This is a genomic window from Streptomyces camponoticapitis (assembly GCF_014646115.1).
Taxonomy (GTDB): Bacteria; Actinomycetota; Actinomycetes; order Streptomycetales; family Streptomycetaceae; genus Streptomyces; species Streptomyces camponoticapitis.
The window spans coordinates 40,038-52,336 of record NZ_BMMV01000007.1; the positions used below are offsets into that span (position 1 = coordinate 40,038).

The 12,299-nt window shown below is 71.3% G+C and carries 11 protein-coding genes; 5 read left to right on the plus strand and 6 right to left on the minus strand.

Going from position 1 to position 12,299, the window contains the following annotated elements; all coding sequences use genetic code 11:
• Positions 1-30: 30 nt before the first annotated feature.
• On the minus strand, positions 31-1,437 hold the full coding sequence (gene pdxR, locus IEY79_RS12720; protein ID WP_189107810.1) for a MocR-like pyridoxine biosynthesis transcription factor PdxR: 1,407 nt from the start codon (positions 1,435-1,437) through the stop codon (positions 31-33).
• 215 nt (positions 1,438-1,652) lie between these two features.
• On the opposite strand from pdxR, the gene IEY79_RS12725 reads away from it, so the two are divergent.
• The 5 genes from IEY79_RS12725 (at position 1,653) to IEY79_RS12745 (ending at position 6,085) form a co-directional block, all read left to right on the plus strand.
• Positions 1,653-2,213, plus strand: coding sequence for a carboxymuconolactone decarboxylase family protein (locus IEY79_RS12725; RefSeq protein ID WP_189107545.1), 561 nt, complete (start codon positions 1,653-1,655; stop codon positions 2,211-2,213).
• 98 nt (positions 2,214-2,311) lie between these two features.
• A complete protein-coding gene (locus IEY79_RS12730) occupies positions 2,312-3,046 on the plus strand; it encodes an isocitrate lyase/PEP mutase family protein (RefSeq protein ID WP_189107546.1) in 735 nt (244 codons plus the stop codon).
• Between the two features lie 412 nt (positions 3,047-3,458).
• A complete protein-coding gene (locus IEY79_RS12735; protein WP_229700863.1) occupies positions 3,459-4,286 on the plus strand; it encodes a DUF1996 domain-containing protein in 828 nt (275 codons plus the stop codon).
• A 92-nt stretch (positions 4,287-4,378) separates the two neighbouring features.
• Positions 4,379-4,972, plus strand: coding sequence for a DUF305 domain-containing protein (locus tag IEY79_RS12740; RefSeq protein ID WP_189107548.1), 594 nt, complete (start codon positions 4,379-4,381; stop codon positions 4,970-4,972).
• A gap of 63 nt (positions 4,973-5,035) precedes the next feature.
• Entirely contained in the window at positions 5,036-6,085 is a 1,050-nt protein-coding gene (locus IEY79_RS12745) for a LacI family DNA-binding transcriptional regulator (protein ID WP_189107549.1), read from the plus strand.
• A gap of 10 nt (positions 6,086-6,095) precedes the next feature.
• Here the strand turns inward: IEY79_RS12745 and IEY79_RS12750 are convergent, their stop codons facing one another.
• From IEY79_RS12750 to IEY79_RS12770, 5 genes are all read right to left on the minus strand, one after another.
• A complete protein-coding gene (locus IEY79_RS12750) occupies positions 6,096-6,452 on the minus strand; it encodes a hypothetical protein (protein ID WP_189107550.1) in 357 nt (118 codons plus the stop codon).
• Positions 6,453-6,586: 134 nt separating this feature from the next.
• Positions 6,587-7,543, minus strand: a complete 957-nt coding sequence (locus IEY79_RS12755; RefSeq protein WP_373292530.1) for a glycine betaine ABC transporter substrate-binding protein — start codon at positions 7,541-7,543, stop codon at positions 6,587-6,589.
• A gap of 79 nt (positions 7,544-7,622) precedes the next feature.
• Positions 7,623-9,677: an ABC transporter permease gene (locus IEY79_RS12760; protein WP_189107551.1), complete on the minus strand. Its 2,055-nt coding sequence runs from the start codon at positions 9,675-9,677 to the stop codon at positions 7,623-7,625.
• Entirely contained in the window at positions 9,674-10,738 is a 1,065-nt protein-coding gene (locus IEY79_RS12765; protein ID WP_189107552.1) for a quaternary amine ABC transporter ATP-binding protein, read from the minus strand. The genes IEY79_RS12760 and IEY79_RS12765 overlap by 4 nt, the downstream gene beginning before the upstream one ends.
• Positions 10,738-12,291 (minus strand): GMC family oxidoreductase, encoded by a 1,554-nt coding sequence (locus IEY79_RS12770; protein ID WP_189107553.1) that lies wholly within the window; start codon positions 12,289-12,291, stop codon positions 10,738-10,740. Before IEY79_RS12770 ends, IEY79_RS12765 begins: the two co-directional genes overlap by 1 nt.
• Between the last annotated feature and the right edge of the window lie 8 nt (positions 12,292-12,299).

The window sequence follows — 12,299 nt, forward strand, 5'->3', positions numbered from 1 at the left end:
GCTCCTCATCGGTCGGCCTTCGGGTCGTGGTCACGGCAGCACCCGGCAGAGCGCGTCCAGCGCGCCGGCCCAGGCACTGTCCGTCGGGGCGCCGTAGCCGACCACCAGGGCGTCGCGGCCCGGTGGGACCGACGGGTGCCGGTAGACGGAGAGACCCTCGACCGCCAGACCTTCGCGGGCCGCCGCCTCGATCGTGATCCGTTCGTCGGTGCCCGGCGGCAGTTCGACCACGGCGTGCAGCCCGGCCGCGATGCCGGTCACCCGCGATTCCGGCGAGTGTTCGGCGATCCTCTCCACCAGTTGGTCGCGTCGGCGGCGGTAACGCACCCGCATCGAGCGCACATGGCGGTCGTAGGCGCCGGAGGAGATGAACTCGGCCAGGGTGAGCTGGTCCATGGCACTGGGCACCGCCATCAGATCACCCTTCGCCCTGATCACCTCCCCCACCAGCGCCTCGGGCAGCACCATCCACGCGAGCCGCAGCCCCGGCGCGAGGGACTTGCTCGCCGTGCCCATGTACACGACGCGTTCCGGGTCCAGCCCTTGGAGGGCGCCGACGGGCTGACGGTCGTAGCGGAACTCCCCGTCGTAGTCGTCCTCCAGGATCAGCCCGCCCGCGCGCCGCGCCCAGTCCACCACCGCCGCACGCCGGTCCGGATGGAGCGCGGCACCGGTCGGGAACTGGTGCGCCGGAGTCATCAGCACCGCGTCGACGCCTCGGGGCCCTCCCCGTTCGGACACCAGCTCCCCGGTATCCGTGCCGAGTTGGTCGATCGGCAGCGCGGGGGTACGCAGCCCGGCGGCCGTCAGGGCGCCCCGGTGGAAGTCGAGCCCGTACGACTCGACGGCCACCGCCCCCGCCACCCCCCGCGCCCGCCCCACGGGCCGGGCCGGCATCCTCCCCCGGTCCCCTTCCCCCGCACTCCCCCGGCGGGCCACGAGGACCTGGGCCATCAGCGTCAGGCCGTGGACGAACCCGGAGCAGAGGACGACGCGCTCCGGGTCGGCGTACACGCCACGCGTGCGGGCCAGATAGTCGGCGAGGACGGTGCGAAGTTCGACGCGCCCGCGCTGCTCCCCGTAGTCGAACGCCTCGTGCGACGCGGCTGTCAGCGCCCGGCGGGAAGCGGCGAGCCATTCGCCGCGCGGGAACGAGCCGAGGTCGGGCGACCCGGGCCGCAGATTGTGCGTGGGCCTCCCGTGGACGGGCCGGGCCGGCGAACCTCCCGGCGCCCGCGTGCGAGGCGCCGCCCGCCGCGCGACCCGCGTCCCCGACCCCTGCCGCGCCGTGAGCCAGCCTTCGGCGACGAGTTCGGCGTACGCGTCGGCGACGGTGTTGCGCGCGATGCCCAGATCGACGGCGAGCGTACGGGACGAGGGCAGCCGGCTGCCGGGGACGAGCCTCCCGGTCCGTACGGCTTCGCGCAGGGCGTCCATCAGCCCCGCACGGAGCCCGGTGCCGCGCAGCTCAAGATGGAGATCGGCGCCGACGGTGACCGCTCCGCCCGTGACCCCGGTGACCTGCCGCCCGGCGCGTTCGGCCAGCTCGGTCTCCGGGGCGGCCGGCTCCTCGCCGCGTGGCGTATTGGCCCACGATTCCATCATGAGAATGGACCATACCGCTGCGCCACCCGGCGCGTAGCGTCGTGCGCATGACGACCAACGCGACCGACCGGCACTCCACCGCTCCCGCCGCCTCCGCCCCGGGCGCCGACGCCCACCCGCACGCGCACGACCGCCTCCCGGTGCACGAGCCCCGCATGGCCTGGGCGAAGGTCGCGCCCGACATCTACCAGGCGATGTTCGGACTTGAGCAGGCCGTCCGGCGGGGTATCGATCCCGTGCTGTACGAACTGGTGAAGATCCGCGCCTCCCAGATCAACCACTGCGCCGTCTGCCTGGACATGCACACCAAGGACGCGCTCGCCGCCGGGGAGTCGGTGGAGCGGATCATCCAGCTCAGCGCGTGGGAGGAGTCGCGGCACTTCTACTCGGCGAAGGAGATGGCCGCGTTCGAGCTCACCGAGGCGGTCACCGTGCTGACGGACGGCTTCGTGCCCGACGAGGTGTACGAGCGGGCGGCGGCACACTTCGACGAGACCGAACTCGCCTATCTGATCTCCGCGATCACCGTCATCAACGCGTGGAACCGCTTCGGAGTGTCGACGAGGACGCCCGCCGGCTACTACGCGCCGAGGACCGCCAAGAACTGACCCTCCCGTCCGCCCCTCCCGTCCGCCCTCGCGCGGACAGGACCCCCAGTGGCCCGCGCCGTGCACGCCCTCCTCACCCCCGGGATCCCGATTCAGCCATGACGCTCCTGACGACCTTCCGCACTCTGCACCACGACCGTGCCGCCGAAGACCCGCTCGTACTGCCGGGGCCCTGGGACGCGGGCAGCGCCCGCGTGTTCGTGGAGGCCGGGTTCCCCGCGCTCGCCACGCCGAGCGCGGGGGTCGCCGCGTCGCTCGGTTACGAGGACGGTGCGACCCCGCCGGACGAGATGTTCGCGGCGGTGGCCCGTATCGTGCGGGCCGTCTCCAGCTGTGACACGACCGTGCCCGTCAGCGCCGACGTCGAGGGCGGTTACGGGCTGGCGCCGGCCGAACTGGTCGCCCGCCTCCTCGACACGGGCGCCGTGGGCTGCAACCTGGAGGACTCGTCCGAGGGCGGCCTCAAGGACCCCCGGCGCCACGCCGATTGGCTGGCGGAGGTCCGCGCGGCGGCCGGGGACCGGCTGTTCCTCAACGCGCGCGTCGACACCTTCATCCGTGGCGTGAGCGACCCGGCGGAGGCGGTCGCCCGGGCCCGTCTGTACGTCGCCGCCGGCGCGGACTGCGTGTACCCGATCGGCGCCCCGCCCGAGGCCATTCCGGCGCTCCGGGCGGGGATCGACGGTCCGATCAACGTCGGGTCGGCGCCCGGCGGTGCGGCCGAACTGTCGGAGCTGGGCAGGCTCGGCGCCACGCGCATCACCTTCGGTCCGGGGCTCCAGCGGCAGGCGATGGCGGCGGTACGGGAGGGCGCGGCCCGACTGCGCGACTGACCGGGCACCGGATGTGCCGGATCCCCGGCGGGGCAACGGCCCGCCGGGGATCCGGCAGATCCGGCACAGGCCCATATCCCCCATCTCGGACGGGCCCGTCGAGAGAGCGCTCTCCAACATCAACCTCGATCAACTCCACTGAATTTGGCGCTACTTGACCGACGTTGCCGCATCTATTGACACCCTCGCGACCCGCTCCTACGTTCACGGCCAGAGAGCGCTCTCTGACACATCAAGGAACTCCCCCAATTCCTCCGATTGGAGTGCCGTGCTCCACAGACCCAGCCGCACCCCCCGCACCCCCCACGCCTCCCGCATCACCTCACCCCTCCGAACGGGACTGGCCACCTGGCGCCGACGGGTGGTCGCCCTCGCCCTCGTCGCGCTCACCGCGTCGCTGCTCCAGGCCAACATGAGCAGCGCGAACACCGCATCGGTCTCGGCCGAGAACGCCCAGTCCGGGACCAAGGGCGCCGCGGTCGTCCGGGTGTCGGAATTCCTCGCCGAATGTCCCTACAGCCACCGTCTCCCGGACGACCCGATCGTGGCCCCCGGGCTGCCCGGCGGCTCGCACATGCACAGCTTCTTCGGCAACGACACGACCAACGCCCGCTCCGACGTCAACAGCCTGGCGCGCGGGCGCACCACGTGCGCGCCCCAGGAGGACCTCTCGTCGTACTGGGTCCCGACCCTGTACGACGGCACGCGGGAGGTGGAGCCGACCGGCACCACCTTCTACTACCTGGGTGAAGGCGTACGCGACGACATCATCGCCCAGACGCAGCCGCTGCCGTACGGACTGCGGATCGTGGCGGGCAACGCCAAGGCGACCGGCCCCAACGACAACACACGGGCGCGCTGGTCGTGTCTGCACCACGGTGAGGTCAACCCGTCGACGGACTTCGTGAACTGCCCGGCGGGGGCGATGCTGGAGTCGTATCTGGACTTCCCGCAGTGCTGGAACGGCCGGGACCTCGACTCGGCGGACCACAAGAGTCATATGTCGTACCCGGTGGCGGGTGCCTGCCCGTCGACCCACCCGGTGCCGGTGCCGAAGCTGCGTCAGGTGCTGAGGTATCCGGTCAACGGCGATCCGGCGCGGTTCAAGCTCGCGTCGGGCCGGGGCTACACGATGCACGGCGACTTCTTCAACGTCTGGCCCGTGGGGGAGATGGAGCGGCGCGTACGTGACTGCATCCGTCCCATCATCAAGTGCGGTGCCGACGGCCGGCCTTCCTGACCGGACCACGCCCGGTGCCCGCCCGGGGCCGCACGGCCCCGGGCGGGCACCGAGCCCGTTCCCCCCTCACCCACACCCCCCAAGGACTCTCCATGAAGGCGATACGCGGTACGGCGGCGGCGCTCCTCGTCCTTCTCGCGGTGACGGGCTGTTCGTCCGCCCCGCCGGGGGACGAGAAGTCGCCCGCGGCCTCGACTCCCCTGCGAACGGAGACCGCACAGCCCACCGGGGTCCCGACCCTCTCCGGGGCCACCGACGCCGCGTGGGTCCAGCTCATGACCCCCATGAACGAGGGCGCGGTCGAACTCCTGGCGATGGCCACCGACCGTTCCACCGACCCCCGTCTGCGGAGCTGGGCGAAGGATCTCGCCGACGGTCACCGCGCCGAACTCCGCCGTATGCGGGCGCTGTTGAAGGAGCTGGGGCTGCCGTCGACGAATGTGCACGAGGGCCATGAGATGCCGGGCATGGTGACGCCAGGCGATCTCACGCAGGCGCGTGCCTCCCGAGGCGCGGCCTTCGAGAAGGTCTTCGTGGTCCAGATCCGCGAACATCTGGAGCAGTCCGCGCGTGTGTCGCGCTCCGAGGTCGACGCGGGCAGCGTCGCGACGGCGAAGAAGCTCGCCGCGGCGCTCGTCGAGGCGAGGGAGGGCGAGCTCGACGGCCTGGAGAACATCGCCACGTAGGGCGGGCTCCGGCTGCCCGAGGGCCCACTCCGGGCGTCGAGTACCAACCGGTATAAAGGCTGCATGACTGCCGACACCTCCCCGCCCGCGCGCCCGACCCTGGAGGACGTGGCCGCCGTCGCAGGCGTCTCACGCGCCACGGTGTCCCGCGTGATCAACGGAGCGACGACGGTGGATCCGGCGCTGCGCACGGTCGTCGAGGAGGCGATCGCCACGACGCACTACGTCCCGAACCGCGCGGCGCGGTCCCTGGTGACCCGGCGCACCGACTCGATCGCGCTGGTGGTCTCCGAGCAGGAACGGCGGCCGGTGGCCGAGCCGTTCGTGGGCCGGATGTTCTCGGATCCGTATTTCGGCCGGGTCGTGGGCGGACTGCTGGACGTGCTGCGGCCGGCCGGTGTGCAGATGGTGCTGATGCTGGCGGACGACGCGGCCTCGCGCGAGCAGTTGCTCTCGTATCTGCGCCAGGGCCATGTGGACGGCATCGTGCTGATCTCGTCGCACGCCGGTGATCCGCTGCCCCGGCTGGTCCACGAGACACGGCTGCCGGCCGTCCTCGCGGGCCGGCCCGGTCAGCCGTCGCCCCTCACCTACGTCGAGGCGGACCAGGCCGCGGGCGCGCGGCTGGCCGCCGGGCATCTGGCGGGGCTGGGAAGGCGCAGGATCGGTACGGTCGCGGGGCCGCAGGACATGCCGGCGGGACAGGAACGGCTCGAAGGTTTCCGGGCGGCGATGGCGGCTTACGGGATCGAGGACGTCGCGGTCGCGGAGGGCGACTTCACCCACACGGGCGGCGCGGCGGCGATGCGGCGCCTGCTGGCCGAACACCCGGACCTGGACGGGGTGTTCATCGCCTCCGACCTGATGGCGCTGGGCGCGCTGCCGGTACTGCTCCGGGCGGGCAGACAGGTGCCCGACGAGGTGGCCGTCGTGGGCTTCGACGACAGCAACGCGGCACTGACCTGTGATCCGGCGCTGACGACCGTACGTCAGCCGGTCGAGGAGATGTCCTCGGAAATGGCCAGGCTGCTGCTGAAACAGATCGCCGCGCCGGGCGATCCGCTGCCGTCGATGATCTTCACGCCGACGCTGGTGGTGCGGGAGTCGGCGTAAGGCTCCCCGCTCAGGCGGTACGGCCCCGGCCCTCCTCGTCCTCCAGCGCGGCGGCCTCCTTCGACAGCCGTACGGCCTGCAGAAGGCTCAGCCCCGGCTCCGCCTCGCGCAGCGCCTTCACCGCCCGTACCGAGTCGGCGGGCCCCTCCACACCGGCCTCGGTTATCTGCCTGCGTGCCCAACTCCCGCGCAGCTCACCGTCGGTGGCCTCCTGCGCGGCGGCGAGCAGCGCGGCGGCCCGCTCCAGGCCCGGCCGCTCCTCCGGTCCCGCGGTCTCCAGCGCGCGGTCCACGGCCTCGGCGACCTCGTCGGCGTCGCGCACGACGAGTACGGCGAACTCCTGCTTCTTCTGTCCGAATAGCGTCATTCCCGGATCCTCGCCGCCCCCGGGCGCCCGCCTCAAGGGAGTTGAGCCACTTCTGAGGTACGTACGGGCGGCCGGGCGGCCCGGAGCCGAGGGGGCTCCGGGCCGTCCAGAAGGTCGGTGGCGCCGGGGTGGGGCTACTTCTTCGGGAGCCAGGCCTCCCACGTCGACTTGTTCTCCTTGACCCACTTCTCGGCCGCGTCCGGGCCGCTCATCTTGTCCTTCGCGATCGCCTTGGCGACCGCGTTCTGCTCCTCGGTGCTCCACTTGAAGTTCTTGATGAACTCGGCGGCGTCACCGCCGTCCTTCGCGAAGTCCGCGTTGAGGTACTTCTGGAGCGGGGTGTTGGCGTACGCGCAGTCCGTCGCCGTCTCCGGAACGTTGCAGCCCTCCTCGTACGCGGGCAGCTTCACCTCGACCAGGTCGATGTCCGCGTTGAGCCACTGCGGGTCCCACCAGTAGGTGATGAAGGGCTCCTTGTCGCGGTACTTCTGCTGGATCTCCTTGATCTGGGCGGCCTCGTTGCCGGTCTCCTTGATCTTGAGATTCAGTTTGAGGTTCTTGACGAGGTGCTCGTCGTACGTCGTGTACGAGGGCGCCGCGCCCAGGAACTCGCCCATGTCGCCGCTGTTCGCGGAGCGGAAGTCCTTGGTGAACTTGTTGAGGTTCTTGGCGTCCGTGACCTCGGGGTTCGCGTCCGCGTAGTACTTCGGGACGAACCAGCCGATGTGGCCGACGACGCCGAGGTCGCCGCCCTTGACGATGGTCTTCTTGTCCTCGATGTAGAGCTTCTCCTTCTTGGGCGAGCCGCCCCAGTCCTCCAGGATCGCGTCGGCCTTGCCGTTGTTGAGCGCGTCGAAGGCGACCGGCTCGTCGAGCTGCTGGAGCTCGACCTTGACGTCCAGCTCCTGCTCCATGATCACCTTGGCGACCTCGGCGTTGGCGCGCGCGCCGACCCAGGAGGGAACAGTCAGGGTGATCTCGTCGGACGCGGACGCCGAATCGGTCTCGGCGGCGCACGCGCTGAGCGCGAGCATGCCGAGCGCGCCGACTCCGGCGACCAGGGTGGTGCGTATCCGCTTGCTGTGGGTCACGTCGTGGTTCTTTCTGTCGCGGTTTCAGTTGTCTTCAGTTGTCTTCGGTCGTCTTCGGTCGTCTTCGGTCGTGTGCAGCTCAGACCAGGGCGCGTTCCCTCGCCGCCGCGCTCGGCTGGGAGATCCGGTCCAGCAGCAGGCCGAGGCAGACGATCGCGATCCCGGCCGTCATACCGAGCCCCAGATCGCCCTTGGCCAGGCCCCTCACCACGTCGACGCCGAGCGCGCCGCCGCCGATCATGCCGCCGATGACGACGATGGCCAGGACCAGCACCACGCCCTGATTGACGGCCAGTTGGAGGGCGGGCCGGGCCAACGGAAGCTGTACCTGGCGCAGTTGCTGCCCCGTACCGGCGCCGAGTGAGCGCGCCGCCTCCAGGGCGGAGGGGTCGATCTGCCGGATTCCCTGGGTGGTGATGCGTACGACGGCGGGCAGGGCGTAGACGACGGCCGCGGCGACGGCCGCCGTACGGCCGCCGCTGAACAGCGCGATCACCGGGATCAGATAGATGAACTGCGGCATCGTCTGCATGATGTCGAGAACCGGCCTGATCACCCGCTCGACCCTCTCGACACGCGCCGCGAGGATGCCGATGGCGAAGCCGAGCAGCAGGGTCACCACGAGCGCGGCGAGGACCTGGGAGAGCGTGTCGAGCGAGCGGTCCCAGAGGCCCATGGCGCCGATCGCGGCCAGCGACAGCACCACCGTGACGACGGCCTTCCAGCCGGTCCGCAGTGCCAGCACACCGGCGACGAGCAGCAGCGCCCACCAGGGCGTGGCCAGCAGCGCGTCGCGCACCGGGTTGATGACCCAGTTCGCGAACCCTTCGGACCAGGTGAGGGTGCCGCCCAGCACCGGTACGCCGGAGCCGAGTTCGCGCTCGATCCAGTCGACCACGGTGTTGACCGGTTCGCTGATCGAGACGGTCCAGGCCTCGGGCCACTCCTTGCGGCCGAGTACGGCTCCGAGCACCGCGCCGCCGGCGACGGCCGCGACGATGCCGGGCCAGAGCGCGTACCACTTGGCGTGCCGGCCGGCGTCGGGGTCTTCGAGCTGTTCGCCGGCCGCCGCCGTCGTACGGTCCAGCCAGATCGCGAGCAGCACGACGGCGATTCCGGCGGGCAGCGCGAGGCCGACGTCGACGGTGGAGAGCGCCGTGAAGATCTCGTCGCCGAGCCCGCCCGCGCCGATCATCGAGGCGAGGACGACCATCGACAGACACATCATGATCGTCTGATTGAGGCCGAGCAACATCTGCTTGCGGGCGAGCGGCAGCCGCGCCGTCGTCAGCCGCTGCCAGGAACTGGCGCCGAGCGAGGCAGACGCCTCAAGCGCCGCCGCGTCAGCGCCCCGCAGCCCGAGCGCGGTCAGCCGGGCCATCGGCGGCGCCGCGTAGATGACGGTCGCGACGAAGACGGACGGGATGCCGATGTCGAAGAGCAGCACGAACGGCAGCAGGTACGAGAAGGCGGGCAGCACCTGCATGGTGTCGAAGACCGGCCGCAGCACCCGCTGGCAGCGGTCGGACAGCCCGGCCGCGAGCCCGAGCAGCGCGCCGACGACGGCCGAGACGATGACGGCGACGACCATCAGCGCCAGCGTCTCCATCGCCGGTTCCCACATGCCGAGCAGCCCGATCACCGCGAAGGTGGCGAGCGCGGTGGCGGCGGTGCGCAGCGCGCGGCGGCGCAGGCCGGCGCCCCCCGCGTACCAGGCGATCAGTACGGCCGCCACCGTCACACCGATGAAGCCGAGGCTCTCCAGCACGCTCAGTACGCCGTCGACGGAGCTCTCGGCGGAGTTGCTGATGTGCAGGAGGAAGTAGAGGAAGAGGGGGTGGGTGGTGCGGTTGTCGACGAGCCAGCGGTTCAGGTCGTCGAGCGGCGAGCGCACGTCGACGGTCAGATCGGCCGGCCAGGCTCCGCTTCCGCCGACGACCGCGCTGACGACCGCGACGAGGACGGCGGCGACGAGCAGCATCGCGCGGGGGTTGCCCGCGAGGCGGGACCAGGGGCCGGGGACGCCATCCGCGGACGGACCGATCCTGCCTGTGCGTACGTCGTTCAGGCCGCCGCGCGTGTCCTGGCCGGCCTGGTCGGTCTTCTCGGACACCGGGTTGGGAGCGGCGCTCATACCGCCGCCACCTCCTTGGGTTCCGCGTCGTCGTCCAGCCCCGCGACGACGGCCAGCAGTTCCTCGTAGCCGACGACGCCGAGCGTCCGGCCGTCTTCCACGACCCGGCAGTAGTCGCCGCTGCGCGCGACGGCCTCGATCGCGTCGGAGACCAGCGTGTCGGGCTTGAGCGCGACGCCCGACCCGCTCTCGCCGTCCCGCGCGGGGCGCATGGCGCGGCGTACGGAGATGACCTGCTCGCGCGGGACGTCGCGGACGAAGTCGCGTACGTAGTCGTCGGCCGGGTTGGCGACGATCTCCTCCGGGGTGCCGAGCTGCACGATCCCGCCGTCGCGCATCAGCGCGATGCGGTCGCCGAGGCGCAGGGCCTCGTTGAGGTCGTGGGTGATGAAGACCATCGTGCGGCCCTCCTCACGGTGCAGCCGGATGACCTCTTCCTGCATGTCGCGGCGGATCAGCGGGTCGAGCGCGCTGAACGGCTCGTCGAACAGCAGGACCTGGGGATCCACGGCGAGCGCGCGGGCGAGACCGACGCGCTGCTGCTGGCCGCCGGAGAGCTGGCCGGGGCGCCGTTCCTCCAGCCCTTCGAGGCCGACCAGGGCGGCGACCCGGGCGGCCTTGGCCCGGCGCTCGGCCCTGGGCATGCCCTGGATCTCCAGGCCGTAGGCGACGTTGTCGAGCACGGAGCGGTGCGGCAGCAGACCGAAGTGCTGGAAGACCATGGCGGCGCGGTGCCTGCGCAGTTCGCGCAGCCGGTTCTTGTCCATGGCGATGACGTCCTCGCCGTCCATGGCCAGCTGTCCGCTGGTCGGCTCGATGAGCCGGGTCAGACAGCGTACGAGGGTGGACTTGCCGGAGCCGGAGAGGCCCATGACGACGAAGACCTCGCCCTTGTGCACGTCGAAGGAGACGTCGCGGACGGCGGCCGTGCAGCCGGTGCGTGCCCTCAGCTCCTCGGCGGACAGGGCCGCGTACTCGGCGTTGCCCGGTATTCGGTCGGCCTTCGGTCCGAAGACCTTCCAGAGATCGCGTACGGAGAAGACCGGTTCGGTGGCGGTCATCACGCATCACCTCCCGGTGCGGTTGTGTTGGCTGTCGCGGTGAGCAGTTCGGAGCATTTCTCGCCGACCATCAGGACCCCGATCATCGGATTCACGGCCGGCATGGTGGGGAAGACGGAGGCGTCGGCGATTCGGATGCCCCTGAGGCCACGGATCGTCAGATCCGGTCCCACCACCGCCTGTTCGTCGTCCGACGCGCCCATCCGGCAGGTGCCCGCGGGGTGGTAGACCGTGTGGGCGCAGCGGCGGGCGTACTCGCTCAGCTCCTCGTCGGAGGTGATCTCCGGCCCCGGACAGACCTCGCGGGTCAGCCAGTTGGCGAGCGGTTCGGCCGCGGCGATCCGCCGGGCGATCCTGATGCCGTCCACCAGGGTGCGGCCGTCGTGGTCGTCCTCGTCGGTGAAGTACCGGAAATCCAGGGCCGGTTTGACCTCGGGATCCGCGCTGGTGAGGAAGAGCCGGCCGCGGCTGCGGGGCTTGGGGATGTTCGGTGTCATCGAGACGCCGTGCGGGGGGCGTTCGTAGCCCAGGCGCTCGGGATTGTCGGTGAACGGGATCTGGTAGAAGTGGAACATCAGGTCCGGGCCCTGGTGGTCCGGGTCGCGCCGGACGAAGAGGCCCGCGTCGGAGTCCATCGCCGAGTTCTCGGGGATCGGCCCGTCGGTCTCCCAGACGATGACCGACTCGGGGTGGTCGAGCAGGTTCTCCCCGACGCCCGGCAGCTCGTGTGTGACGGGGATGCCGAGCGCCTCCAGATCGGCGCGCGGCCCGATGCCGGAGTGCAGGAGCAGCCGGGGTGTGTCGACGGCGCCGGCGCAGACGAGGACTTCGCGCCGGGCGCGTACGTACGACTCCGTACCGTCCGCCGCCCGTACGCGTACGCCGGTCGCGCGGGTGCCGTCCAGCTCCAGCCGGTACGCCCAGGTCTCCAGCAGCAGGTGGAGGTTGGGGCGGTCCAGGAAGGGGTGCAGATACGCCACCGACGCGGAGGACCGCTTGTTGTCCTCCGGGTGGTAGGCGAGGTCGAAGAAGCCGGCGCCCTCGTGGAAGGGTTTCCTGTTGAAGCCCTCGACGCGGGGGACGCCGAGCGCCGCCTGCGCCGCGTCGACGAAGTCGCGGGCGATGGGGTTACGGTCCCGCTCGTCCACCGGAACGATGTTGTTGAGCAGCCGCCCGTAGTACGGCTCCATGGACGCCGCGTCCCAGCCGTCGGCCCCGGCCGCCGCCCACTCGTCCCAGTCGGAGGGCAGCGGTTTGAAGGCGATCAGGGTGTTGTGCGAGGAGCAGCCGCCGAGCACCCGGGCGCGGCTGTGCCGGATGTGGGAGTTGCCGCGCGGCTGCTCGGTCGTCGGGTAGTCGTAGTCCAGCTCGCCGCCCAGCAGCCCCATCCAGCGCCGGAGGGTCAGCACGTCGGGACGGTCGATGTCGGACGGCCCTCCCTCGATGACGGCGACGGTGACGTCCGGGTCCTCGGTGAGCCGGGAGGCGATCACCGATCCGGCGGTGCCGCCTCCGACGACGACGTAGTCGTATGCGGCGTCGTGTTCGGCCATGGGTGTCG